The sequence below is a fragment of the Sphingomonas sp. PAMC 26621 genome (assembly GCF_000251145.1).
Taxonomy (GTDB): domain Bacteria; phylum Pseudomonadota; class Alphaproteobacteria; order Sphingomonadales; family Sphingomonadaceae; genus Sphingomonas.
In genome coordinates this window covers 1-24723 of record NZ_AIDW01000024.1, presented here as the reverse complement: position 1 = coordinate 24723, position 24723 = coordinate 1, and the positions used below count along the sequence as shown (strand labels likewise).

Annotated in this window: 20 protein-coding genes; 8 read left to right on the top strand and 12 right to left on the bottom strand. The window is 68.2% G+C overall.

Annotation, left to right across the window (positions count from 1 at the left end; all coding sequences use genetic code 11):
* Window positions 1-96: 96 nt before the first annotated feature.
* The gene (locus RI03_RS14300; protein ID WP_010218094.1) at window positions 97-417 is read left to right on the top strand and encodes a hypothetical protein; all 321 of its coding nucleotides are present in this window, start codon (window positions 97-99) and stop codon (window positions 415-417) included.
* A gap of 213 nt (window positions 418-630) precedes the next feature.
* On the opposite strand, the gene RI03_RS14295 is transcribed toward RI03_RS14300, so the two are convergent.
* Both RI03_RS14295 and RI03_RS14290 read right to left on the bottom strand, forming a co-directional pair.
* Window positions 631-1992, bottom strand: coding sequence for a HAMP domain-containing sensor histidine kinase (locus tag RI03_RS14295; protein WP_010218093.1), 1362 nt, complete (start codon window positions 1990-1992; stop codon window positions 631-633).
* A complete protein-coding gene (locus RI03_RS14290; RefSeq protein WP_010160623.1) occupies window positions 1989-2741 on the bottom strand; it encodes a response regulator in 753 nt (250 codons plus the stop codon). Before RI03_RS14290 ends, RI03_RS14295 begins: the two co-directional genes overlap by 4 nt.
* 128 nt (window positions 2742-2869) lie before the next feature.
* On the opposite strand from RI03_RS14290, the gene RI03_RS14285 reads away from it, so the two are divergent.
* Window positions 2870-3685, top strand: coding sequence for a response regulator (locus RI03_RS14285; protein ID WP_010218092.1), 816 nt, complete (start codon window positions 2870-2872; stop codon window positions 3683-3685).
* A gap of 219 nt (window positions 3686-3904) precedes the next feature.
* On the opposite strand, the gene RI03_RS14280 is transcribed toward RI03_RS14285, so the two are convergent.
* Together RI03_RS14280 and RI03_RS14275 are read right to left on the bottom strand one after the other, a co-directional pair.
* Entirely contained in the window at window positions 3905-4819 is a 915-nt protein-coding gene (locus RI03_RS14280) for an EthD domain-containing protein (protein ID WP_010218091.1), read from the bottom strand.
* Between the two features lie 81 nt (window positions 4820-4900).
* Window positions 4901-6106 carry an MFS transporter gene (locus tag RI03_RS14275; protein ID WP_026046742.1) on the bottom strand — a complete coding sequence of 402 codons (1206 nt, stop codon included), beginning with the start codon at window positions 6104-6106 and terminating at the stop codon, window positions 4901-4903.
* Window positions 6107-6212: 106 nt separating this feature from the next.
* On the opposite strand from RI03_RS14275, the gene RI03_RS14270 reads away from it, so the two are divergent.
* On the top strand, window positions 6213-7121 hold the full coding sequence (locus RI03_RS14270) for a LysR family transcriptional regulator (protein ID WP_010218089.1): 909 nt from the start codon (window positions 6213-6215) through the stop codon (window positions 7119-7121).
* Window positions 7122-7146: 25 nt separating this feature from the next.
* Here RI03_RS14270 and RI03_RS14265 read toward each other — a convergent pair whose 3' ends face one another.
* From RI03_RS14265 to RI03_RS14255, 3 genes are all read right to left on the bottom strand, one after another.
* Entirely contained in the window at window positions 7147-8409 is a 1263-nt protein-coding gene (locus tag RI03_RS14265; RefSeq protein ID WP_010218087.1) for an MFS transporter, read from the bottom strand.
* Between the two features lie 47 nt (window positions 8410-8456).
* Complete coding sequence (locus RI03_RS14260; protein WP_010218086.1) at window positions 8457-9707, bottom strand: arsenic transporter; 1251 nt, start codon at window positions 9705-9707, stop codon at window positions 8457-8459.
* Window positions 9708-10070: 363 nt separating this feature from the next.
* Window positions 10071-10496, bottom strand: a complete 426-nt coding sequence (locus RI03_RS14255; RefSeq protein ID WP_010218084.1) for an organic hydroperoxide resistance protein — start codon at window positions 10494-10496, stop codon at window positions 10071-10073.
* Between the two features lie 209 nt (window positions 10497-10705).
* Here RI03_RS14255 and RI03_RS14250 point away from each other — a divergent pair, with 209 nt between their 5' ends.
* Together RI03_RS14250 and RI03_RS14245 are read left to right on the top strand one after the other, a co-directional pair.
* The gene (locus RI03_RS14250; RefSeq protein ID WP_010218082.1) at window positions 10706-11779 is read left to right on the top strand and encodes a glycosyltransferase family 4 protein; all 1074 of its coding nucleotides are present in this window, start codon (window positions 10706-10708) and stop codon (window positions 11777-11779) included.
* Window positions 11776-12672, top strand: coding sequence for a hypothetical protein (locus RI03_RS14245; RefSeq protein WP_010218081.1), 897 nt, complete (start codon window positions 11776-11778; stop codon window positions 12670-12672). The genes RI03_RS14250 and RI03_RS14245 overlap by 4 nt, the downstream gene beginning before the upstream one ends.
* Here the strand turns inward: RI03_RS14245 and RI03_RS14240 are convergent.
* Entirely contained in the window at window positions 12648-13802 is a 1155-nt protein-coding gene (locus tag RI03_RS14240) for a glycosyltransferase family 4 protein (RefSeq protein WP_010218079.1), read from the bottom strand. The genes RI03_RS14245 and RI03_RS14240 overlap by 25 nt on opposite strands.
* Before the next feature lie 106 nt (window positions 13803-13908).
* On the opposite strand from RI03_RS14240, the gene RI03_RS14235 reads away from it, so the two are divergent.
* Together RI03_RS14235 and RI03_RS14230 are read left to right on the top strand one after the other, a co-directional pair.
* Complete coding sequence (locus RI03_RS14235) at window positions 13909-15981, top strand: HAD-IIB family hydrolase (RefSeq protein WP_010218077.1); 2073 nt, start codon at window positions 13909-13911, stop codon at window positions 15979-15981.
* The gene (locus tag RI03_RS14230; protein WP_010218075.1) at window positions 15978-16829 is read left to right on the top strand and encodes a glycosyltransferase family 2 protein; all 852 of its coding nucleotides are present in this window, start codon (window positions 15978-15980) and stop codon (window positions 16827-16829) included. Before RI03_RS14235 ends, RI03_RS14230 begins: the two co-directional genes overlap by 4 nt.
* On the opposite strand, the gene RI03_RS14225 is transcribed toward RI03_RS14230, so the two are convergent.
* From RI03_RS14225 to RI03_RS14210, 4 genes are all read right to left on the bottom strand, one after another.
* Complete coding sequence (locus tag RI03_RS14225; protein ID WP_026046741.1) at window positions 16822-17985, bottom strand: glycosyltransferase; 1164 nt, start codon at window positions 17983-17985, stop codon at window positions 16822-16824. The two genes, RI03_RS14230 and RI03_RS14225, sit on opposite strands and share 8 nt — an antisense overlap.
* Before the next feature lie 46 nt (window positions 17986-18031).
* Window positions 18032-18313 carry a DUF6916 family protein gene (locus tag RI03_RS14220; protein WP_010218072.1) on the bottom strand — a complete coding sequence of 94 codons (282 nt, stop codon included), beginning with the start codon at window positions 18311-18313 and terminating at the stop codon, window positions 18032-18034.
* Between the two features lie 111 nt (window positions 18314-18424).
* A complete protein-coding gene (locus RI03_RS14215; RefSeq protein ID WP_010218071.1) occupies window positions 18425-21301 on the bottom strand; it encodes a PAS domain-containing protein in 2877 nt (958 codons plus the stop codon).
* Between the two features lie 7 nt (window positions 21302-21308).
* Window positions 21309-22766: an ATPase domain-containing protein gene (locus tag RI03_RS14210; protein ID WP_010218070.1), complete on the bottom strand. Its 1458-nt coding sequence runs from the start codon at window positions 22764-22766 to the stop codon at window positions 21309-21311.
* 175 nt (window positions 22767-22941) lie between these two features.
* On the opposite strand from RI03_RS14210, the gene RI03_RS14205 reads away from it, so the two are divergent.
* Window positions 22942-24603 carry an MFS transporter gene (locus RI03_RS14205; RefSeq protein ID WP_010218069.1) on the top strand — a complete coding sequence of 554 codons (1662 nt, stop codon included), beginning with the start codon at window positions 22942-22944 and terminating at the stop codon, window positions 24601-24603.
* Window positions 24604-24723: the final 120 nt, after the last annotated feature.

Here is a 24723-nt window from a genome sequence, read left to right as displayed (position 1 = left end):
CAGCCAAGCGCGGGACACGCGGCAGACATTTGGCGAGCGCACCAGAGCCGTGCGTTCCCGTCCCCCCCGCCGGAGCGCTTGTCTGAAAGGCCTGTCATGTACGTTGCCATCAAGAGCCCGATCGTCCCCGAGCAGAAGCTCGCGGAAACGCCCTATGTCGACAATCCGTTCGCGCCCGAGATCTTCGCGACCGGCTATTCGGGACTCGCCAACATGAATGGCGTGATCGTGATGACGCTTGAGAGCGCGCGGTGCGACCATAGCCGCCCGCAGCCTGCGCTCGAGCGGGTCGTCGTCGGGCGGATCGCGCTCACCACCACGGCCGCGCTCGAGCTGGTCACCGGGCTCAACCAGTTTCTCGAACAGCAGGGCATCAGCCCTTCCAAGATGCTGGCGGCCGGGGCGACGTTCCAGTGATCGTGCGGATCGTGCTCTATGCGGTGCAGAACTGGTGGCGGCTCGTTCCGTGAAGGTGGCGAGCGCCCTGAACCGGTGCCGGACCCTCTCCCGACTTCCGCCGTCACCCCGGCCCTGTGCCGGGGTCCACCGTGGTTTGCGTCCGTAAACCGTTGGAATGGCTGCACGGTAGACCCCGGGACAAGCCCGGGGTGACGGCGGCGGCAAGACCCGTTACACCGGCAGCGTCACCCGCGCGAGCAACCCGCCGCTGTCGCGATTCTCGATCGTCGCGTCGCCGCCATGCGCGCGTGCGACCGCGCGGACGCTGGCGAGGCCGAGCCCGGTCCCGCCGGTGTCGCGATTGCGCGAGCGTTCGGCGCGGAAGAACGGTTCGAACGCGCGCGCGAGATCGGCGGGGACCATCCCCGGGCCACGGTCGCTCACCTCGATGATCGCGACCCCGCGCCCTGCGCGCAGCGTGATCTCGGCGCTCCCCGCATAATTGACCGCGTTGCTCACCAGATTGGTCAGCAGCGCCTTGAGCGAGGGCGCATCGCCCTCCATCCCGATCGCCGTGCCGGGGTGGAGCGTCACCGCGCCCCCCGCGTCGGCGGCATCGCTCGCGACGCTTTCGGCGAGCGAGCGCAGGTCGAGCCGCTGCCGCCGGACATGCCGCGTCATCTCGCGGACGAACGCCATCGCCGCGCCGATCCGTTCGCTCATCTCGCGAATGTCTTCCTCGCCCGCGAGCCGGATCGGGTCGGGTGCCTTTTCCAGCCGCAGCGACAGCCGCATCAGCGGCGTGCGCAGATCATGCGCGACCGCCGCGATCAGCGTCGTGCGATCCTCGACATAGCGGTTGAGCCGCTCCTGCATCACGTTGAACGCAGCTGCCGCCTCGGCGATCTCGGACGGGCCCGACAGCGCCATCGGTTCGGCGCGCGGGTCGCGTCCAAGACGGTCGGCGGCGGCGGCGAACAGCGCGATCGGCTTGGCGATCCGGCGCGACACCAGCCAGGCCAGCGGCGCGATCGCAAGCGCGGCGAGCACGAACCACAGGACGATCCGCATCCGCCACGGGCTGAGCAACCGCTCGACCGGCTCGACGATCCGCCAGCTGCCGTCGGCATGCCGGATCGACACCGTGAAATCGCCGAACAGCGCATCGTCCATCGCGCGGCGCGGACGGCCCATGCCCGGTGCCAGCGGCGGGCGGAACGCACTGACGATCGTCGGGCCGCGGTGATGCCCCGAGACCACCACCACTGCGCTCGCCGGGATCTGCAGGTCGAACGCGATCGACCGGGCAAGCGCGAGGTCGCGTGGGTTGGGGTCGACCGCGTGGGGTGCCTTGGTGGTGGTGATCGTCAGCAAACCCGTCGGGTCGTGCCCCGCGCGCATCAGCGCGGCGATGCGACCCGTGGTGAAGATCACCGGCGCGGGCGGCGGCATCAGCAGGAACGCGCCGAAATTGAGGACCTGGACCAGCACGACCGTCACCAGCATCGTCGTGAAGATGCGCAGGAACAACGGCCAGGATTTGGGCAGGCCCGCAGCAGCGGGCGCGGGAACCGGTTCGGCGATCGCGGTCACGCGCGAGTCACCGACGGCACGAAGAAATAGCCTTCGTTGCGGATCGTGCGGATGATCTCGTCGTCGCGCGCGCGCAGCTTGCGGCGCAGGCGGCTGACCTGGACGTCGATCGCGCGGTCATACGCGTCGCTATCGGGGCCGCGCGCATCCTCGAGCAACGCATCGCGCGTCAGCACGCGGCGCGGGCGCTTGACGAAGGCGCGCAGCACCGAGAATTCGCCGTCGGTCAGGTCGACCAGCATCCCGCTGCCGTCGAGCAATTCGCGTGCGGCGAAATCGACCCGCCAGTCGAGGAAGCAATAATAGCGCGGCTCGGCGGCGATCTCGTCCCGCGCGCGAAGCGCCGCGCGGACGGTCGCGAGGATCTCGCGTGCGCTGCACGGCTTGGTCAGATAATGGCTCGCGCCCATCTCGAGCCCGAGGATCCGGTCGGGTTCGTCCCCCAGCGCGCTGAGGAAGACGATCGGAGGGCCACCGCGCGACGCCAGCCGTCGGCAGGCCGAAATCCCGTCCTCGCCCGGCATCATGATGTCGAGCAGCACCAGCGAGACCGGATGCCGCGCCAGCGCGACGTCCATCTCCTGCGCGCTCGCGGCGGTCTCGACGCGGTAGCCGTGCCGGCTGAGACTTTCGGTCAGCAACGTGCGGATCGCGTGATCGTCATCCACGACCAGCAGGGTCGGCGTGTCGCGAATTGGGTGGGCGGCCATCGTCATCGCGCTGCGATGCGGGGGCGATGTGTCCGGCATATGTCCATGTCCATCAACGCCCGGGCGCTTTGTGACCGCGCGGACATCGCGGGAAACAAGCCGGAAAAGAATGGTCGCCAAGGAAAGGGGGCAGTTCGTCGCCGCAGCAATGTCCCTTCAGGAGTCGCATGATCATGACATTCCATTCCAGCGTCGACACGATGCCGTCCGGCGGCTTCAAGGCTGCCACCGCAACCGCCACCGGCGCAAGGATCGTGATCGTCGATGACGACCCCGGCGTGCGCGAGCTGCTGATTGAATTCCTCGTCGAGAACGGCTTTGGTGCCGAGGCCGTGGCAAATGGCGCCGCGCTGCGCGACCGGCTCGAGCGGCGCGACTGCGACCTGATCGTGCTCGACATCATGATGCCGGGCGAGGACGGATTGTCGATCCTGCGGTCGCTGATGCACGTCGAGGATGGCCCCGGCATCATCATGTTCTCCGCCATTTCCGGGGAGATCGACCGGGTCGTCGCGCTCGAGATGGGGGCGGACGATTATATCCTCAAACCCTCCAGCCCGCGCGAGATCATGGCACGGATCCGCTCGGTGCTCCGCCGCCGTGCGGCGACCGCAGCGCGCGGCGGCGCGGTTGGAGTGGGGCACGCGCCGACTCCGCCGACCGACTGCTTCGGCTTCGCCGGCTGGACGTTCGACGCGCGCCGCCGCAAGCTGACCGCCCCGGACGGCGCAATCGTCGCGGTGACCGAGACCGAATATCGCATGCTCGCGATCTTCCTGCGCGACCCGCAGATCGTCCATTCGCGCGAGAATCTCGCGGATCTGACCGGGCGCGACAGCCCGGGCTGCAACGACCGCACGATCGACGTCCATGTCAGCCGGTTGCGCCGCAAGCTCGCGGTCAACGGCGGCGACGAGATCATCCGCACGGTCCGCAACCGTGGGTATCTGTTCCTTCCCCGCGTCGAGGCGCGGGACGCCTGAGGCCAGGCCCGCACCGCCGTCATCCCCGCGGAGGCGAGAGGCCTTCAAAACCGTCCGTCATCCTGAACTCGTTTCAGGATCCAGTCCTCCGCGAGTCCGGACAATGCCTGTCGCGCGGTGGATGCTGAAACAAGTTCAGCATGACGGCAACTTTGGCGGCCGGGGGGTGACGATCAAACCCCCGATTGCCTTTCCGCAGCGGTCCCGCCTGCGCGCTGGTTACATCTTCCCCGTGTGGATCAACTGGCGCACGTCGTCCGCCGCCTGGTTGTTCGCGCCGAGCCGTTCGATCAATTGCGCCGGACGGCTCCCGCGCAATCCCGCCAGCGTCAGCGTCTTGTCGCGGACATAGGTGTAGACGCCGCTGACCGCGAAGGCGGTGGCGTGGCGGACGTGCTGGCGCAGCCCCTGTGCGGCTGCCGCGAACGCGTCGCTTTCGAGGAACGCGCGGCGCGTCAGCGGGGTCTCGAACGCGAGTTCGAGGATCCCGATCGCCGACCGCTCCGGCGGCACGAGATGGTTGACGTTGGGGGCGGGCGGCGCGGGGTTCGCATTGTCGTAGCGTTCGGGCAGATGCAGCCGGACCTTGAGCACCGCGGGCTCCGCCGCCAGCGTCTCCGCAAAACCCGTCAGGAACGCGCCGAACGCGTCCATATCGTCCCCCGCCGCGCCGAGATGGACGTGGATCCGGTCGAACCCGTCATCCGCATTGGGGGTCGCGTCCGGGATCCGGTCGACCAGCGTGCGCGAGCCCTTGGGCAAGGCGTAGGCTACGGTGCCTTCGAACATGTTCTGCTCGTCCGCGAACAGGATGTGGCTGGCCTCGTTGAAGACCGCCTGATCCTCGGAAGAGGCGAAGCCGATCTCGACCCCGCCATCGAGCTCATAGTCGGGGAAGGGGGTGATGCCCTCGACGTTTGGCCACAGATGCGCGTCCTGCGCGCGGTCGAAATGGTTCTGGACGTACCAGGCGAGCCCGGGAATCCGCGAGCACAGCGGGCCGTGAACGTCGCGCCAATAGGTCGCGAACAGCTCGTGCGGCACGCGCGGGCGGCGCAGCACGGTGGTGTAGCTGTTGATCGCGATGCTGGCATCGCGGGCGGCATAATCCTGATCGATCGAAATCTTCGGCATCGGAAGTCTCCTGTGTCGCGGCGTCAACGCGCGCGAATGAATCCTGAGGTCAAGAATCGTCTGGTTTTTCGGGCGAAGGTGTCAGGCCGCCGCCCGCGTCTTCAGGCGGAACACCAGCGCGCTCAGCACGACCGCGACGAGGGCAATCCCAGCGGCGACGTAACCGACGCTCGCCAGCCCGAGGTGCGTGATGATCGCGCCCCCGATGATCGCGCCGAGCCCGATCCCGGCGTTCGCCATCGAGACGTTGAGCGTCCCCGCCAGCGCCTGCGCATGGCTCGCCGACTGCATCACGCGGACCTGGCAGATCGGATAGAGCGCCGTGTTGGCGACACCCCAGACCGCGAGCGCGACCCCGAGCCACACCGGCGATCCCGCCAGCAGCGTCGTCGCCGCCATTCCGACCGCGAGCACCAGCGCCGCGATCGCAGTCACCAGCAACGGCCCCTTGCTGACGAACTGCCCGCCAAGCCAGTTGCCGCCGAGCCCGACGATCCCGAACCCCATCAGCCACCAGCCGACCTGCGCCGCCGGAATATGCGCGATCTGCTGCAGCGTGTCGGCAAGATAGGTGTAGGCAGTGAACATCGCGGTGAAGACGACCACCGACAGCACGACGTTGCCGAGGAAATACGGGTCCTTCAGGATCTTCGCCTGTTCCGCGAGCCTGACGCGCGCCGGCTTCGCCAGCGTCGGCATGACGAGGAACAGCGCAACGCCCATCAGCAGCGACAGCCCCGACAGCCCCCAGAACGTCCCGCGCCAGCCGAACGCGTCCGACGCAAGCGTGCCGAGCGGAATGCCGAGCACCATCGCGCCCGAAATGCCGAGATAGACATTGGCGACCGCCTTGCCCGACTTTTCAGGCCCGGCGAGCGCGCCCGCGGTCTCGCTCGCGGTGCCCCAGAAGACCGGGAGCGCCAGCGCGGGCAGGAAGCGGGCGAAGCCGAGGATCCAGATATTCGGTGCTGCCGCTGCAAGCGCGTTGGCGCCAGCGAAGATCAGCAGGATCACCACGAACAGCCGCTTGCGTTCGAAATGCGAAAGCATCGCGGTCAGGAACGGTCCTGCGAGCATCACGGTGAACGCGAACAGCGTGACGAGCTGTCCCGCCGCGGCGATCGATATGCCTAGATCGCGCGAAAGGCTTGGCAGCAGCCCGACGATGATGAACTCGGTCGTGACGATCACGAACGCCGAAATCGCCAGCAACAGCACGGCAAGGCTGTTCCCGCGCGGTTGCGTGCGCCCCTCGGCGGACGTGGCGGATAGGGTGGCAGGCGGCATCGATCATTCTCCAGCGGACCGTGCTGATGTAGGATGACAATTCGGCACTTCACGCGGTAAGAATTCGCGGTACCTGTGACGAATATTCCCTAATCGAGAGACCGCCATGATTCCATCCGAACGCCTGAAGGGGATCGAGGCCTTTGTCTGCTCGGCCGATGCGGGTAGCTTCACGACCGCGGGCGCGCGGCTCAACCTCTCCAGTTCGGCGATCAGCAAGAGCATCGCGCGGCTGGAAGCGCGGCTCGGGAGCCGTCTGTTCGACCGCACCACGCGTCGCCTCGCGCTGACCGAGGCGGGCGCGGCGTTCTACGAGACGTGCGTCCGCGTACTCGCCGAACTCGCGGATGCCGAGGCGGTACTCGCGGCGCATCGGTCGGAAGTGGTCGGGCGGATCAAGGTCGACGTGCCGGTCGCGTTCGGGCGGATGCGCGTGCTGCCGCTGTTGCTCGGCTTTGCGGAGCAGAACCCGAACGTCCGGCCGAACATCACCTTTACCGATCGGCTGGTCGACGTGATCGAGGAAGGGGTCGACGTCGCGGTGCGGATCGGTACGCCGACGCTGTGGCCGGACGCGCTCGGGCATCGTCATCTCGGCACCGAGCGCGTCATCTTCTGCGCGGCCCCCGCCTATCTCGACCTGCACGGCGTCCCCGCGACGGTGGACGATCTCGCGACGCGCGACTGTATCCTGTACGGCCGCGCGGATGGCAGCACGATCGCGTGGCGGTTCTGCGATGCGGCGGGCGTCGTCGAGCAGCGCACGATGGACGGGCGGATCGTGCTCGGCAGCGCCGAGGCGCAGGTCGAGGCGGTCAAGGCCGGCTTCGGGATCGCGCAGCTCGCCACCTGGCTGATTGCGGCGGAACTGGCGCGCGGCGAGCTGGTCGAGATCCTGCCCGGACAGGCGACCGAAGGCCTCCCGCTTCACCTCGTCTGGCCGCGCAGCCGGCAGTTGAGCCCGAAGGTCGATGCGTTGCTCGAAGTGCTGACCGAGGGATTGCGGGTGGAGTAAGCGACCGTCCCCACCCGCAAACCGCTCAGGCCTTCGCCTTCTTCGTCTCGGGCATCGCCAGCAGATACAGCGCGAACCCCGCGCCCGCGACGACCGAGAGCGTGAGGAAGCTCACGCTATACCCGGCCCAGACGATGATCGACCCGGCCAGCGACGCCGACAGCGCCGCGCCCAGCCCCTGCGTCGTCGCGACCGCACCCTGGCTGACGTTGAACCGCCCGGTTCCCTCGGTCAGGTCCGAGATCACCACCGGGAACAGCGCCCCGAAAATCCCCGCGCCGACGCCGTCGAGCGCCTGCACGCCGACCAGCCAGTAGGGATCGTTCGACACGGTATACAGCGCGCCGCGCGCCGCGAGGAAGACGAAGGCGAGCAGGAAGATCGGCTTGGTCCCCCAGCGTTCGGTATTGCGCCCGACGATGATCGCGACGGGCACCATCACCAGCTGCGCCGCGACGATGCACGCGGCGGTGAGCGATGTCGCCTGATCCTTGCCGACCGTCTTGGCGAGCAACTGGCTGACCGACGTCAGCATCGCAGCGTTCGACAGGTGGAACAGGAAGGCGATCACCGCGAAGAGCATCAGCGGCTTGTTCTCGACCAGCACCTTCCAGCCGCTCGGTTCCTCGCACCCTTCCTCGGGCTCGCAATCGAGCCCGCGCGCGACCGCATTGTCGATGTCGTCGTTGCGGATGCGGAAGGTCGTCGCGATGCTCGCGACGGTCAGCCCGGCCATCAGCCAGAACACCACGACCGGCCCGAACTTCCACGCGAGCACGCCCGCCAGCGCGGCGGACACCGCATTGCCGCCGTGGTTGAACGCCTCGTTCCGCGCGACTCGCTTGGCGAACAGCTTCGGGCCGACCAGCCCGAGCGTGATCGCCGAAATCGCGGGCGCGAACACCGCGCCCGCGACCGCCGCGATCGACTGGGTGATCGTCACCATCGCGAATCCGGAGGCGATCGGCAGCGACAGGCTGCTGATCGTGACGAGCAGCGCGGCGATCATCACGATCCGTGGCTTGTTCTTGCTGCGGTCGATCAGGCTCCCGGCGGGGGTCTGCGCGAGCAGGCCGACGATCCCCGCGATCGTCAGCACCAGCCCGACGGTCGCCTCGTTCCAGCCATGCGCCGGCCCGCGCACCGCGACGAGATAGATCGCGAGATACGGCCCGAGCCCGTCGCGGACGTCGGCAAGGAAGAAGTTGAGCGCGTCGAGCGTGCCGCCCGGTTGGGATGTTTCGGGTGTCGTACCGCCCGAAGTGCGGGCCGCGGATGCAGTGGCCATCAGGGGGTCTCGCTTGCGCAGGAGGGGGCAGGTCGGTGGGGAGGAGGTCAGCCGAGGAGGATGCGGGCGGCGAGCGCGGCGGCCAGCGCCGGCACCATCGTGACGGCACCGACTTTCAGAAATCGCCAGAAACCGACGTCCTCGCCCTCGCGGCGGATCGCCTGGAGCCAGAGGATCGTCGCGAGCGAGCCCGTGATCGAGAGGTTGGGCCCGAGATCGACCCCGATCAGCAGCGCTTCGACCATCAGCCTCGCCGGATGCGCCTGCGCGACCGCGCTGCTCGCGATGAGACCGGCGGGGAGATTGTTGATGAGGTTGGACCCGAAGGCGAGCACCGTCCCCGCGATCGCGCCGCCCGTGGCGGGATCGGTCGCGAGGCTGCGAAGCGCCTGCGCGACGGCGCGGATCACACCGGTATGATCGAGCGCGGCGACGAGCACGAACAGCCCCGCGACCAGCGGCAGCACGCTCCACGACACGTCGCGCGCGACCGTGATCGGGGAACTGTGGGTCATCGCGCAGACGACGAGCAACGTCGCGACACCGGCGATGCAGGTCGGCAACCCGAGTTGCTGGTCGAACGCCGAGGCCGCCAGCAGGAGGATCGCGGTGGCGATGATTCCGCCGAGCGCCATCCGCCCGCCCGCGGTCAGCGGCGCGCGATCGACGGTTGCCTCGCACGTGCCGACGATCCGGTCGCGCTCGATCCAGCGCAGCATCGCGAAGGTCACGCCGATCGACGCGACCGAGGGCAGCGCGAACGATGCGAACCACTGCCCGAGCGGGGGCATGTGCCCGCCGTACAGCACCAGATTGGCCGGATTGGAGATCGGCAGCACGAAGCTTGCGGCATTGGCGATCAGCGCACAGGCGAACAGCAGCGGGAGCGGCTCCGCCTTGGCGGCACGCGCGGCGGCGTAGACCGCGGGGGTCAGCACGACCGCGGTCGCGTCGTTCGACAGGAAGGTCGTGGTGACGATCCCGGTCGCATAGACCAGCAGGAAGAGTCGCGGGCGCGAGCCCCCGGCATGGGTGACCGCGGTCGCCGCGACCCAGTCGAACAGCCCCTGCCGGCGGCAGGTCTCGCTCAACAGCATCATCCCGATCAGGAACAGATAGACGTCCATCCCCGTCCCGATCGCGCCGATCGCCGCGCTTGTCGGGAGCAGGCCGAACGCCAGCAGCAACGCCGCGCCGAGCACCGCCCAGATCGCCTCGGGCCAGCGGAACGGGCGGGTGATGACCCCGGCAGTGGGCGCAGCGCAGATCCCCCAGGTCGCCCCTGTCGCGAGGATCACGCGCGATCGTCCGGAAAACTCGGGGTCGCGCGGCGTCGCAGGGGAGGGGAAAGGGGGTTGGACATCACGCGCGCTCCGACAATCAGCCGGCACAACGAAGAAGGTCCGCTATGGTCGCATCGTCCCTCGGTCTTTTGCCGAATGGCGACGGCACGGTTTCAATCCGTGCTTTGGTCCGGTTTTGTCGGGCGATAACAGGGCGCTGACACCATCGCCTGAACGACACCGTTCAGCGTGGGTTTAGGAACGTTAACGCGGCTCGGGCGGTGGCACCCGTTCGGGAGATCTCCCCCTGCGCCCGGGCCGTGATCCGCCCGGCCGTGGCGGCGAAACCGCGCGGCCGGGCGAATCGTCGGCGCAAGCTCAGGCGATGTGCAGCCCGACGTCGACGTTGTTGCGCGTCGCGTTGGAATAGGGGCACACTTCATGCGCCGCCTGCGCGAGCTTCTCGGCATCTGCCTTGTCGACGCCCGGCAGCGAGATGGTAAGATCGGCGGTGATGCCGAAGCCACCCTCGGAGCGCGGACCGAAGCCGATCTCCGCGGTAACGGTCGTGTCGGCGGGTACCTTGACCCCGACCTTGCCCGAAACCGCCTTCATCGCGCCGATGAAGCAGGCGGAATAGCCCGCCGCGAACAGCTTCTCGGGGTTGGCGCCGTCACCGCCGGGGCCACCCATCTCCTTGGGGACGACCAGCTTGAGATTGACCGAACCATCGTCGGAGCGAGTCGAGCCGTCGCGGCCGCCGGTGGCGGTGGCGCTGGTCTTGTAAATGACGTTGATCGACATGGAGTTTGCCTTTCCTCGTAAAAAGGGGGGTGAAGGGGTGCGCTTGCTGCGCTGCGGTGTAGAACGGACGGCGGCACCGTAAGGATGCACTGCGGGGCGAAACACCTGGCCCGACCGCGGGCGAACGGAGGCCCGACCACGTCCGCGGGAACCGACTCGTTACAGGTTCGTCCATCGTGTTCGGGCAATCGTCCCGAACCGGGAGAGATATGGCCGACGCTCCGATTCCGAACCCGCTGCGCATTGCGCAGGTCGCGCCGGTCATCTTCCCGGTCCCGCCGCGGGGATCGGGCGGGACCGAGCGCGTTGTCTACGACCTGACCGAGGCGCTGGTGGCGCAAGGGCATGCCGTCACGCTGTTCGCGCCCGAGGACAGCCGGAGTTCGGCCCCGCTGGTATCGGCCGGCCCGAGCCTTTCGGCGCTGGAGCACATGTACGGCAAGGTCGCGCCGGGCGTTCCCGCCGCGCTCGAGGCGATGCAGCTCGACCTGCTGCGCGAACGGCTCGACTCCTTTGATGTCGTCCATTGTCACGGCGAATTCGCGCATGCCGCTGTCCTTGGCGATGTGCGGGCGCGGAGCATCACCACGGTCCACTGGCGGCTCGACGAGCGGGACCGGCAGCTGTTCTTCGGGCATTTCCGCGATCTTCCGGTCGCGGCGATCTCGGCATCGCAAGCGCGCGCGCTGCCGCCGGCGAACCTCGCGGGCGTCGTCCATCACGGCATCGCGCGGGATCGCTACGCGCAGGGGGACGGGGCGGAGGGCTATCTCGCGTTCATCGGGCGGATGACCGACCAGAAACGCCCCGACCGCGCGATCGCGATCGCCCGGGGGGCGGGGATGCCGCTGCGGCTGGCGGGGGCGGTCGACGTCGGCAACCCGACCTATTTCGCGGCGCATGTCGCGCCCGCGCTCGGCGAGCGGATCGTCCATGTCGGCGAACTGGACGATGCCGCCAAGCAGGACCTGCTCGGCAAGGCGGTGGCGCTGGTGTTTCCGATCGACTGGCCCGAACCGTTCGGGCTGGTGATGATCGAGGCGATGGCGTGCGGCACGCCGGTGATCGCATGGGACGAGGGCAGCGTGCGCGAGATCGTCGAGCCCGGCGTCACCGGCTTCATCGTCTCGAGCGAAGCCGAGGCGGTCGCGGCGGTGGCGCAGGCGGCGACGCTCGACCGCGCGACGATCCGCCGCCGATTCGAGGCGCGCTTCACCGCCGAGCGAATGGCGCGCGATTACGTCGCGCTCTACCGCGCGCAGATCGCCCGGGCGGCGCGATGACGATCCGCCACGCCGCGCGGTTGCGCTGCCCGGTCTGTGGCAACCCCGACTGGCATTCGCGGATCGGGGGCGAGGAATGTACGCATTGCGGATTGCAGGTCGACGCGGGGGTTCCGCTCGCTGCGGTTGCCGATGCGATCCGGCACCGCCTGGCGGACGGTGTGGCGAGGCCCGTTCCCGGCGACCGCTGGGCCTTGTCCGCCGGCGGATGGCGCAACGCCGCGTGGCGGTTCGGTCATGTGCTGGCCGAGGAAAGCGCGCGCCCGGCCGAACCCCGCGCGCATGCGATCACGCTCGCGATCATGACGCAGCCGGGCGAATGCGCCGCAGCGGCATCGCTCATCGACGCGATGCCCGGTTTCGTGCGCCGGATCGTGCTGGTCGATGCGTCTGATGCGGCGCCGTGGCGCGGGCTGTTCGCCACGGCGGAGGTGCATGCGCATCCGCTCGACGGCGATTTCGCCCGCCAGCGCAATCGCCTCCAGGCACTTGCCGGAGCGGGCTGGGTGCTCCAGCTCGACAGTGACGAACGTCCCGATGCCGTGCTGCTCGACAATCTCGGCTGGCTGGTCGAGGCGGCCGATCGGGACGACCTTCGCTCGCTCGGGCTCGCGCGCCGCAACCTGGTCGATGGCGAACCTTCCGCCTTGTTTCCCGATATCCAGTACCGGCTCAATCGCGCCGAGGTGCGCTTCGCGGGGCTGGTGCACGAACGCCCCGTGGTGCCGTTCGCGCAGACGTCGCTCGCCTTGTGCGGCGCGATCGAACACCGCCTCGAGTTCGAACGGGTCCGCGCACGCACCCGGACCTACGCCGCGATGTCGGCGGACGGTGCACGCCCCGAGGACGAGGCACGGCTGTTGCGCCCCTATGATGCGATCGCGGACCGATAGGCGGCGAGCGTCTGTTCGCCCAGTGTCCGCCGCGTGAACTGGCCGGAAGCAGCGCGGCTGGCGGCGGCATGTTGTTCGCGCAGCGTCCGGTCGGTCATCAGCGGGCGCAGCGCGGCGGCGACGGCCTCGCCCGTGCAATGGCGCGCCAGGATCCCCGCGCCGCTTTGACCGACGAACAACCGCGCGCTCGCATCCTCGGCGCAGGCAACGATCGGGCGACCGAACATCATAGCTTCCTGATAGACCAGCCCGAAACTCTCGTAGCGCGACGGCGCGACGACGATATGCGCCTGTGCGAACAGGTCGTGCAACGCCTGCTCGCCGACCCGGTGGAACAGCCGGAGATACGCGCGGGTCCGCGCCGGCAACGCGCTCACGTCGCGGTCCTCCGCGCCGACCAGCGTCAGGCGGAACGGCGCGAGCCGCCCGGCCGCGACATCGCCGCTCAGGATCGTCGCGGCGTCGAGCACCGCGTCGAACCCCTTGCGCGGCTCGTTGCGGCCCACGAACAGCAGTTCGATCGGCCCGGCCCCCGGATAGGTCGCGCGCTGGCCGCGTTCGGTGATCGCTTGCGGCAGGCTGAGGCCGATCACCGCGTGCCGTGGGCCGGGGGGGGGAACGCCGTACAGTCTGGCGATCGTCGCGCCATGCGCGGCGGTGTTCGAGATCAGCCCGGCGCTGCGGCGGGCGGAGATCTTCTCGATCAGCGTCGCGGCCAGACGGTCGATCCGGTTGCGCACCGTCGGGTCCTGCGCCAGCGAGATTGCGGCGGGGGTCGAATTGCGGGTGACGAGCGGGATCCCCGTGATCGCCGCGCCCGGGGCATACCAGTTGGTCGCCTCGATCACGTCGAACGGCTGGATCCGGTGTTCCTCCAGCACCGCCGCGCGGAATGCCAGCGGCGCGGCGAGGTGACCGATCGCGGCATGCCCGCGCAGCCGTTCGAGCCCGTCACCCGGGGCGCATCCGATGATCGTGATCGCACCGTCCTGCTCGCGATTCGCACGGTCGAGCGTGAAGACGCGGACATCCGCGCCTGCCTCGTACACGGCATGCGCGATCTCCAGCGCCGCACGCGACAGGCCGCTTTTCTCCGGCGGCAGCGCCCAGGTGAGCAGTCCGACCTGCAACCGCGGCGAGCCTTGCTTTCGATTAGGTAGATTCCCGGACATGGCATCGGAACCGTCGCGCTCGCGCAAGGGTTCCATCTTCCTGTCTCCAGGGTGAACGGGAACCATGTTCGTACTCCATATCGCCCTGCAGGGCTGCCTACGGGCCCGCGACGTGGAATATGGCATCACCGCCGATACGGGCGGGCACATCCGATACCTGCTCGATCTGGTGCGCGCGAGTGGCCCCAATCCCGCGATCGACCGGATCGAGATCGTCACCCGGGCCTTTGTCGATCACGTACATGGCGAGTGCTATGACGACTGTATCGAGACGATCGACGCGCAGACCCGCATCGTCCGGCTCCGCAGCGCCGACTGCGCCTATCTCGCCAAGGAACAGCTCTGGACCCAGCACGACAGTCTGGTCGAGGCACTGGTGTCGCATATCTCGCGGCTGGATCGCTGGCCGGATGTGATCCACGCGCATTATGCCGATGCGGGCGCCTTGGCAGCGGCGGTCCACGAACGGCTCGGCATTCCCTATGTCTTTACCGCGCATTCGCTCGGGCACGTAAAACGCGCGGCGTTCGCTGCCCCTTGCCGCGAACTCGACGGGCTCGACCGCCGGATCGCGATCGAGGATCGCGCGATCGCCGGTGCGACCGCGATCATCGCGTCCTCGCGCGACGAGGCAGAGCTGCAATATGCCTTGTACGACGCGTATGACCCCGGCCGGATCCGGATCATCGCGCCGGGCAGCGACGTCGGCGACTTCGCGAACGCGCTGCCCAATCCCGCGATTGACGCGGCGATCGACCGGTTCCTGACCGATCCCGCCAAGCCAGCACTTCTTGCGATTGCGCGCCCGGTCACGAAGAAGAACCTGGCCGGACTGGTCGAGGCCTATGGCCGCTCGCCCGAATTGCAGGCGGCTGCCAACCTCGTGATCGTCGCCGGGACCCGCGAGGACCTGCGCACGCTCGAGCCCGAGGTGCGCGACAATCTCGCCGAACTGCTGATCCTCATCGATCGCTACGATCTGTACGGCAAGGTCGCCTATCCCAAGACGCACAAGCCGAGCGATATTCCCGCGGTCTACGCTTATGCGCGTGCGCGGCGCGGGGTGTTCGTCAATCCCGCGCTCAACGAACCGTTCGGGCTGACGCTGCTCGAGGCGGCGGCCTGTGGGTTGCCCGTCGTCGCGACCGACAGCGGCGGACCCAACGACATCGTCGAGACCTGCGGCAATGGCCTGCTGGTCGATCCGCGCGCGCCTGAGGCGATTTCGGAAGCGTTGCTGACCATCCTCCGCGACCCGGCGCGGTGGGATCGCTATGCCGCCGGGGGGCGGACCGCAGTCCGTACCTTCGACTGGAACGCGCACGTCGCGATTTACGCCGAGCTGCTGGCCGAAGTGGCTGCGGCGAGTGTCCCATCGGTCCCGTCGACCAATACGGCGCCGCGGCAACTCCTGGTGTCGGACATCGACGGTACGCTGCTTGGATGCGGCGATGCGCTGGATGCGTTCCGCGAGTGGCATGGCGACGAACGCGCGCTGGTCTTCGCGGTCGCCACCGGGCGCAGCTTCCACAGCGCGATGTCGGTGCTGGCGCAGCATCACGCGCCGCTTCCCGCGATCGTCATCTCCTCGGTCGGGTCCGAAATCTACCATCGCCGTCCGGGCGGCGTCTATGCCCGCGACACCGTGTGGGACGCGAAGGTCGCCGCCGGGTGGGACCGCGAGGCGATCGCGCACGTCATCGCCACCGAGGGCGGGCTGACCCCGCAAAGCCCGCTCGAGCAGCGTCGCGCCAAGCTGAGCTACATGATCCAGGGCGATCCAGACGCGGGCGCGCGGATTCGCGCCTTGCTCGATTCGCGCGGGCTGACCTGCACGATCATCCAGAGTCACGGCCGCTATCTCGACGTACTGCCCTTCGCCGCCTCCAAGGGGACGGCGGTCGAACATGTCCGGCAGGCGCTCGGATTGGCGGCGAGCCAGGTGATTGTCGCCGGCGACAGCGGCAATGACATCGAGATGCTGCGGTCCGCCCCGAATGCGATCATCGTCGGCAATCACTCCGACGGTCTCGCCGAACGCAAGGATCTCAGCCGTTGCTACGTCGCGCGTGGGCACCATGCGCGCGGGATCCTCGAGGGGGTGGCGCACTTCCGCCAGCGCGCCAAGCGCGCGTGAGTGCCAGCGTCAGCGTCCTGACGATCGTCCGGGGGCGATCGGCGCATCTCGCCAACCTGATCGCCGGGCTGGGCCGACAGACCCGGCTGCCCGACGAACTCGTCGTCGCGTGGATGCAGGACTCGCCGTCTCCGGTGCCGGAGACCGCCTTCCCGGTGCGGTCGGTGCTGGTGCCGGGCGACCCGATGCCGCTCGCCGCCGCGCGCAACCGCGCCGCCGAGGCGGCTGGTGGGGAGCAACTGATCCTGCTCGACGTCGACTGCATTCCCGCCCCGACGCTGGTCGAGCGCTATGCCGCGACCGCCGACGCGGCAGGGGTGCGGCTGGGGGACGTGCTGTACCTGCCGCCGGGACCGGTCGACCCGGTCGACGTCGCCGCGCTCGATGCGGCGGGCATGCGCCATCCGGCCAAGCCGCCGCTGGCCGAGGACGAGATCCGCCCGACCCCAAGCTACGGCGAACTCTGGGGTCTTTCCTTTGCGCTGGCGGCGGCGGACTGGCGGCGTGCGGGCGGGATGGACGAACGCTATATCGGCTATGGCGGCGAGGAGACCGACTTCGCCGCGCGGCTCGAGCGCGCCGGAGTGACGATGGCGTGGGTCGGCGGCGCGCGCGCCTATCACCAGCATCACACGATCCACATTCCCCCGCTGCAGCATTTCGACGCGATCCTGCGCAACGCGCGGCTGTTCCGTGCAACCTGGGGGCGGTGGTGCATGGACTATTGGCTCGGGCAGTTCGCCGGACGGGGCATGATCGCGATCGACGCCGACACGCTGACCATCCTGCGCCACCCTACGCAGGACGAAATCGCCGCCACGCTCGACCGCGAGGCGCGGTTCAGCTGACGACGGCCATCAGCGGCGGCGCGTCGGAGGCGGGGCTGGTGGCTGCCGGTCGGGTCGATCCAGCCCAGAGGTCGACCGCCATCGCCTCGAGATAGGCCGCCGCGTTCCGTGCCGCATCCGCATCGTACAAGGCCGCGAGCGCCGCGGGATCGAGCGCCTTCGCCGCATCGAGGATCGACCGCCACGGCGCCAGCGCGCCCGGCCATTCGCGCAGCATTACAGCCGCGCCGAGCGCATCGAGCCGTTCGGCCTTGCGTGTCTGTTCGGAGAAATACCGCCATTCCGGCGCGCAGACATAGGGGCGCCCGACGCGCGCGATCTCATGCACCGTATTGTCGCCCGCAGACGCGATGACGACGTCTGCCGCCGCGATATAATCGGTTACGCCCGAGACCCAGCCGAGTTCGCGCAGGTTGCCGAAATCGGTCTCATGCCCCTCGCGGTGAGTCGGGCCGAGCACCAGCCACAACGCGTCGGGCACCGCGCGCGCCGCCATCGTCAGCGGCGCATAGGGCGTTCCCGCACCACCGCCGCCGGTCAGCACGACGATGATCTCCTGCGTCGGATCGAGCCCGAGCTTGGCGCGTGCCGCCTCGCGCGTCGGAATTGCGTCCAGCGTGGTGCACAGCCCGCCGGTGTAGCAGGTCGCCGCCTGCACCCAGTCCGGGGTATCGTCCTGCTCGAGCGTCCGGTCGAACGGGGCGAGCAACCCGACGCTTGCCTGATAGGCGCCGAGATGGCCGGGATCGGTGCGGTCGCCGTGCATGCGCAGGCTGATTGCGGGAACGCTCGCGATCCGCGCGAGCATCGCGATCTCGGCGGAGACGTCGACCACGAACAGCGCCGGATCGACGTCGTCGAGATGGTCGATGATCGCGCGCATCGTGCTGCGCGTCTTCTCGACCCCGAGCGGCACGCAATGCATCACCTCCGGCGTCGGCTGGGCGAACAGGCCGGGGGCGGGGACCGGTGCGCCGATCATGTTGGGCAGCGCGACCAGATCAATCGGCCGGTCGAACCCGTCGAACAATTCGGGACGCGCGCACAGCACGGTCACCGGGCGCTCGGCCGGAAGCTCGCGGATGATCGCCATCGCACGATTGGCGTGGCCGCGGCCCTGGTGATGGATGAAGAAGCTGATCGGTTGACGGGTCATTTCGCTCAAACGCCACGCCGGCGGCTTCGTTGCCTGCGGTCAGCGCTCAATCGAACGTCGCGACATAGTCCATGCCGTTTTCCACCCGCCGCAGCGGCACCAGCATAATATCGAGCTGCCCCATCACTGGATGGGTGAGATGATAGGTCGATTCTGGCCAGGTTTCCGCTGATGTGCTCCGGAAGACGAGCGAGAAGGGCGCACGGCCGCGCTCGACGACGCGCCGCCGCGATGCTTCGACCAGCGTCAGCGGCGCGACTCCGGTCTTGGGGAGACCGATGGTGAAGGTCGTCCCGACGTGCCCGGCAAAGTCACTACAGGTCATCATGGCAAGTGCCATTCGTTCCTCACGTCCGCTCTCCGGCTAAATCGGAAGCGGTTACATGATTAACAAACTACCGGCATACGGTGCAATGAAGTGGTGCGACTATCCTTCGACTTACTTCGAATTATGTATTTTGTCGTCGGTGAGTTGTTGAATTCTATTCGTCAGCACGTCCATCGCAAAGGGTTTTGTCAGGATATGCATGCCCGGCGCAAGGAGACCATTACCCACCGCTGCATTTTCGGCATAGCCCGTGATGAACAGGATCTTGAGGTCAGGCCGCATCACGCGTGCGGCGTCCGCCACTTGGCGGCCGTTCATGCCCTTCGGCAACCCGACATCGGTGATCAGCAGGTCGATATGCCGATCCGATTCGAGCAGGACCACGGCGCTCGGGCCATCGCCCGCCTCGATCACGTCATGGCCAAGGTCGGTCAGCGTATCGATCACCAAAGCGCGCACGGCGGGTTCGTCGTCGACCACCAGGACGGTCTTGCCGCTGGTGACCACGCCGGGCTCGGGGGCAGGGATGCGTTCCGGCTCCTTGTCCTCGGCGTCGTGCGAGCGCGGCAGGTACAGGCACATCGTCGTCCCGCTGCCGAGTTCGGAATAGATCCGCACCTGGCCGCCCGACTGGCGGGCAAAGCCATAGATCATCGACAGGCCGAGGCCGGTGCCTTCGCCAAGCGGCTTGGTGGTGAAGAACGGGTCGAAGGCGCGTGCGATCGTCTCGGGAGTCATGCCCGATCCGGTGTCGGTGACACACAGCGAGATGTACTGGCCCGGCGTCATGTCGCGGGTGCGCGCGGCGGCATCGTCGAGCCAGGCGTTCGCGGTCTCGATCGTGATCCGGCCACCCCCGGGCATCGCGTCGCGTGCGTTGATGCACAGGTTGAGCACCGCATTCTCGAGCTGGTTGGGGTCGACCTGCGTGGTCCACAGGCCGACCGCACCGACGATCTCGATCTCGATCGACGGCCCGACCGAGCGGCGCAGCAACTCGTCGAAGCTGGCGATCAGCCGGTTGACGTTGGTCGGCCGCGGATCGAGCGTCTGGCGCCGCGAGAAGGCGAGCAACCGGTGCGTCAATGCCGCCGCGCGTTTCGCGCCTTGCTGCGCCATGTTGACGTAGCGGTCGAGTTCGCCCGTGCGGCCCTGCTTGATGCGCGCCTGGATCAGTTCGAGGCTGCCCGAGATTGCCGTCAGCAGATTGTTGAAATCGTGCGCGAGCCCGCCGGTCAGCTGGCCGACCGCCTCCATCTTCTGCGCCTGTCGCAACTGGTCCTGCGCGCTTTCCAACTCGGTCTGCGCTTCACGTTCGGCGGTGATGTGGCGACCGCTGGCATAAAGCCGGTCGCCCTCCAGCGTCGCGACCCAGGCGATCCAGCGATAGCTGCCGTCCTTGTGGCGATAGCGATTTTCATATTGCCGCAGATTGCCCTGCAGCGCCTGTTCGCGCGCCGCCGCGTTCCGCTCGACATCGTCGGGATGCGCGAAGGCGAGATGGTTTCGTCCGACGATCTCGTCCGCGCTCCAGCCCAGCACCGTGGCCCAGGCGGGGTTTACCGACAGGAGCGTCCCGTCTTTCGACAGGATCGAGAACATGTCGTGCGAATTCTGCCAGGTCCGGTCGCGCTCGCGGGTGCGTTCGGCGACCTGGCGTTCGAGCGTCTCGGCGAGGGCGGCAAGCGCGGTCTCGGCGCGGCGGCGCTCGATCGCGGCTTGCGTCCGGTCGGCGACGTCGCGGACGAACGCGAGATCGTCGGCGGACCAGGTACGCGCGGCCTTGTGGTTGAGGAAAAGCAACGCCGAGAACGTCCCGCGCTCGATCAGCGGGAGGTTGACCACCGCGCGCGCGTCGAGCTGTTCGAGCGCAGCCGCATTGCCCTGCGTGCGCGGTTCGGTCCGCGCATCGTCGAAGGCGACGAGTTCGCCGCGCTTCAGGTTCTCGATATACGACCCGTAGTCGCGAAACCGCAGCACGCCCGCCAGCGTGACGGTACCGGGCATGCTCCAGTCGCGCTCGATCGTGATGGTCTCGGCGACGGGATCGATCACGCCGTACCCCGCGCGGCTGACCCCCAGCGTTCTGCCGAGGATCGCTGCCGCCTCGAACGACATCGTCGCGACGTCGGGGGCCTCGCGCAGCCGGTCGCTGAGCGCGAGCAACGCGCGCTGGCGCAGCTCGACCACCCGCCGCGCGGTGATCTCGTGCGAGACGCCGACGACCCGCACCGCGCTGCCCCGCGGGTCGCGCTCGACCCGTCCGTCGATCTGCAGCCAGTGGGTCGATCCGTCGGGCCAGATGCAGCGGACCTCGGCCCGGTAATCGGTCCGCTCGGCAATCGCACGGTGCGCGCCCGCGACGATATCCTCGCGGTCGTCGGGATGGATCGCGGCGAGCAGTTCGGGATAGGTGAGCGTGTCGCCGACGGCCCGCCCGAGTTGCGCCTTGGTGTCGGGCTCGACGTGGAGCGACTCGGTCGTCATGTCGAGCGTCCACGCGCCCAGCCCCCCGGCGGCGATCGCCAGCTTCAGCCGTTCCTGCCCGGCGTGGATGTCCTCGAGCCGGTTGCGCGCCTCATATTGCCGCAATCGCGCGCGACGCGCGGCGCGTGCGAGCGAGAGCAGCGTGGTCGGGTGGAACGGCCGTTCGAGGAAGGTGACGTTGCCGAGCGTCTCGAGCAGCCGCACCGCGCCGGGATTGCGCTCCAGCCCGCCGCCGCGCTCGGTCAGCACGATGAACGGCAGGTCGGACCATTCCGCCTGCTGGGCCAGGACGTCGGTCAGCGCGCGCAGGTCCGCGCCGCGCAACGCTTCCTCGGTCAGGATCGCAAAGCCGACCCCGTCGCGCAACGCCGCGACCAGCGCGGGCAGGTCCCCCGCGATCGCGGCCTGCAACTGACCCTCGACCAGCATCGCTTGCGCGATCGCCGCGTCGCGACCGCGTGGGGCTAGGATGATGGCGCCTTCGGCGAGGGTGCGGTTCAAGAAACGGTCAAGCCTGTGTCACGTCCAGCAACCGTGCGTCGTCGCCGATCAACGTCGGGACACCGCGAAGAACACCCTGGAAGTTCGTGAGCGGTTGCCCCAGCGTGATACCGGTACTCCCGATCGTGAATTCGCGGATCGTGTCCTCGTGATGACCCATGCGCTTCTTAACGACCGAAATCGCCCGTCGGACCCGGCCGAACGCCTCGAAATATCGGAGCAATATGACCGTATCGGCGAGATAGGTGACGTCGACCGGGGATTTCATGTCGCCGACCAGCCCGTGCTGCGCGACCGTCAGGAAGGTCATCACGCCCTGCCGGTTCAGATATTGCAGCAGTTCGTGCATGTGCAGGATCAGCGCCTGTTCCTCGGGCATCGCCGCCTGATAGCCATTAAGGCTGTCGATCACGACGGTACGCGCCTTGTGCCGCTCGACGCCGATCCGCACGCGTTCCGAAAATTCGCCCGGGGTCAGCTCGGCGGCGTCGATCTGCTCGATCACCAGATGCCCGGTATCGACCATCGCCTGGAGATCGATCCCGAGCCCGAGCGCGCGATCGAACAACAGGCCCAGTTCCTCGTCGAACACGAACATCGCCGCACACTCGCCGCGATCGATCGCCGCCTTAACGAAGCTCAGCGTCAGCAGCGACTTGCCCGTACCGGCAGGCCCGAGGATCAGCGTGCTCGCACCGCGTTCGAACCCGCCGCCGATCAGCCCGTTGAATTCCGCATTGTCGATCGGGACGGTTTCGCGCGTGAACCGGCCGCGATGTTCCGCGGAGACGAGCCGCGGGAACGCGCGCACCCCGCCGGTGTCGATGATGAAATCGTGATAGCCGCCACGATACCGCCGCCCGCGATATTTCAGCACGCGCATCCGGCGCCGCTCTGCGCCATAAGTGGGCGACAGTTCCTCAAGCCGGATCACCGCATGCGCGACGCTGTGGACGGTCTTGTCCATCACGTCGGCGGTCAGATCGTCGAGCATCAGCACGGTCGCGTCATGCCGCGCGAAATAATGCTTGAGCGCGAGGATCTGGCGGCGATAGCGCAGCGAGCTCTGCGCGAGCAGCCGGATTTCCGACAGGCTGTCGAGCACGACGCGGGTCGGCTTGATCCGCTCGAACGCCTCGAAGATTCGCTTCGTCGTCTCGCCGAGTTCGAGGTCGGACGAATAGAGCAGGCTCTGCTGCTGGTCGTCGTTGAGCAGCGCCTCGGGCGGGACGAGTTCGAACACGGTGAAGGACGGCGGAAACGTCCAGCCGTGCGACTTGGCCCCGGCGCGCAGCTCCTCCTCGGTTTCGGACAGCGTGATGTACAGCACCGGCTCCCCGGCTTCCGCGCCCTGCGTCAGGAACTGAGTCGCGATCGTCGTCTTTCCCGCGCCGGGCGTGCCTTCGAGCAGGAACAATCGCCCGGCTTCGAGGCCGCCCGCGAGGATTTCATCAAGCCCGGCCACCCCGGTTGGACAATTGGACACGAGCACCTCTCTTGCGATGATCTGCCCTAGCGGGAGCATAATCTACGGGAACTGATCCAGATCAGTCCTTTGTCCGACGGTTGTAATAAATCGTGACGGTTTCTCCGCCTCCTGATGGATTGATCCCGTCCGCGGATCGTGCGTAGGAGGGACGATGCTCGCCAGCCGTATCCGCCGTTTCCTGACCGAGGAACAATGGACGTTCGCGCCGCACGAGCGCCCCGCGCTACCCGGGTCTCCTGCCTCGCCGGAACACACGTCGCCGGTGCGTCTCGCGTACGGCATTATCGCGGTGCTGGTCGGGTTGACCGGCGGGCTGGGGACCGCGCTGATTTCGGTCAACACCACGACGTTGCAGGGCGCGCTCGGGTTCGATCCGACCGAAATTGCGTGGTTGCCGACGGTCTATGTGATGACCAACGCGTCGATGAACCTGCTGCTGATCAAATTCCGCCAGCAATACGGGCTACGGCCGTTCACGATCATCTTCCTGGGCTTGTACGTTCTTTTCGCCTTTGCGCATCTCTTCGTCCACGGCTTCTGGTCCGCGGTGGCGGTGCGCGCGGCGAGCGGGATGGCGGGGGCGGCGCTCAGCTCGCTCTGCCTCTATTACATGATGCAGGCTCTGCCGACCAAATGGCGGCTCCGCGCGCTGGTCGTCGGGATCGGCATTCCGCAATGCGCGACCCCGCTCGCGCGGCTGTTCTCGCCCGACCTGCTCGCGATGTCGCAGTGGCGCGCGCTGTACCTGTTCGAATTCGGGCTGGCGGTCCTGTCGCTCGTCGCGGTCAGCCTGCTCCGGCTCCCGCCGACCGAGCGCAAGCCCGCGTTCGAGCCGATGGACTTCGTCACCTTCACGCTGTTCGCGGTGTCGATCGCGTTGTTCTCGGCGGTGCTGGGGCAGGGGCGGCTGGTCTGGTGGTTCGAGGCCCCGTGGATCGGCTGGTGCCTCGTCATCGCGATCCCGCTGCTCGCGACCGCGCTGGTGCTCGAACATGGCCGGCCCAACCCGTTGCTCAACACCCGCTGGCTCGGCAGCGCGGACATCGTGCGTTTCACGATCGTCACGCTGATGGCGCGGCTGGTGCTGTCCGAACAGACCTATGCCGCGGTCGGGCTGCTGACCGTGCTCGGGCAGAACAACGACCAGTTCCACACGCTGTTCGTGATCATCTTCCTCGCCTCGATCGCGGGCGTGATCGCCAGCGCGGTGACGCTCGACGTCAACCGGCTCGCGCATCCGGTCATGCTCGCGATCGGGCTGGTCGCGGTGGCCGCCTATGTCGACTCGCTCTCGACCAGCCTGACGCGCCCGCCGCAGCTTTACCTGACGCAGGCGGTGATCGCATTCGCGGGCACCTATTTCCTCGGGCCATCGCTGCTGTTCGGGATGACGCGCGCGTTGCAGGCGGGGGCGGGGCATATCATCAGCTTCCTCGCGCTGTTCGGGATGGTCAATTCGCTCGGCTCGCTGGGGGGCGCGGCGCTGCTCGGCACCTATCAGACGATCTCGGAAAAGGCGCACAGCGCGGCGATCGTCCAGACGCTCGACCCGACCGATCCGATCGTCACTGCGCGGATCGCCGCCGGCGGCAGCGCGGTCGGCCGCGTGCTCGGCGACCCGACGCTGCGCAGCGCGGAAGGCGGCGCGCTGCTTGCGCAGACCGCGACGCGCGAGGCGAACGTGCTCGCCTATGACGACACCTTCCGGCTCGTCGCTATTCTCGCGGGGCTCACGACCACCTATCTCGCGATCCTATTGATCCGTCGCGAATGGCGTCAGCGTCGCGCGACGGTTGCCAAGGCTCCTGCATGACCGATACGCGCCAACCGCCGCCCGCTAGCCCCGTCGCGGCGGCCCCCGTCACCGAAGCGCGCGCCGCGGAAAACGCCGCCGCCGCCGCGCCCGCAGCGCCCGCAGCGCCCGCTGCCCCGG

Coding starts and splice junctions, on each gene's coding strand:
- RI03_RS14300 (WP_010218094.1), top strand. CDS start 97: ATGTACGTTGCCATCAAGAGCCCGATCGTCCCCGAGCAGAAGCTCGCG.
- RI03_RS14290 (WP_010160623.1), bottom strand. CDS start 2,741: ATGCCGGACACATCGCCCCCGCATCGCAGCGCGATGACGATGGCCGCC.
- RI03_RS14285 (WP_010218092.1), top strand. CDS start 2,870: ATGATCATGACATTCCATTCCAGCGTCGACACGATGCCGTCCGGCGGC.
- RI03_RS14280 (WP_010218091.1), bottom strand. CDS start 4,819: ATGCCGAAGATTTCGATCGATCAGGATTATGCCGCCCGCGATGCCAGC.
- RI03_RS14275 (WP_026046742.1), bottom strand. CDS start 6,106: ATGCCGCCTGCCACCCTATCCGCCACGTCCGCCGAGGGGCGCACGCAA.
- RI03_RS14270 (WP_010218089.1), top strand. CDS start 6,213: ATGATTCCATCCGAACGCCTGAAGGGGATCGAGGCCTTTGTCTGCTCG.
- RI03_RS14265 (WP_010218087.1), bottom strand. CDS start 8,409: ATGGCCACTGCATCCGCGGCCCGCACTTCGGGCGGTACGACACCCGAA.
- RI03_RS14255 (WP_010218084.1), bottom strand. CDS start 10,496: ATGTCGATCAACGTCATTTACAAGACCAGCGCCACCGCCACCGGCGGC.
- RI03_RS14250 (WP_010218082.1), top strand. CDS start 10,706: ATGGCCGACGCTCCGATTCCGAACCCGCTGCGCATTGCGCAGGTCGCG.
- RI03_RS14245 (WP_010218081.1), top strand. CDS start 11,776: ATGACGATCCGCCACGCCGCGCGGTTGCGCTGCCCGGTCTGTGGCAAC.
- RI03_RS14235 (WP_010218077.1), top strand. CDS start 13,909: ATGTTCGTACTCCATATCGCCCTGCAGGGCTGCCTACGGGCCCGCGAC.
- RI03_RS14225 (WP_026046741.1), bottom strand. CDS start 17,985: ATGACCCGTCAACCGATCAGCTTCTTCATCCATCACCAGGGCCGCGGC.
- RI03_RS14220 (WP_010218072.1), bottom strand. CDS start 18,313: ATGATGACCTGTAGTGACTTTGCCGGGCACGTCGGGACGACCTTCACC.
- RI03_RS14205 (WP_010218069.1), top strand. CDS start 22,942: ATGCTCGCCAGCCGTATCCGCCGTTTCCTGACCGAGGAACAATGGACG.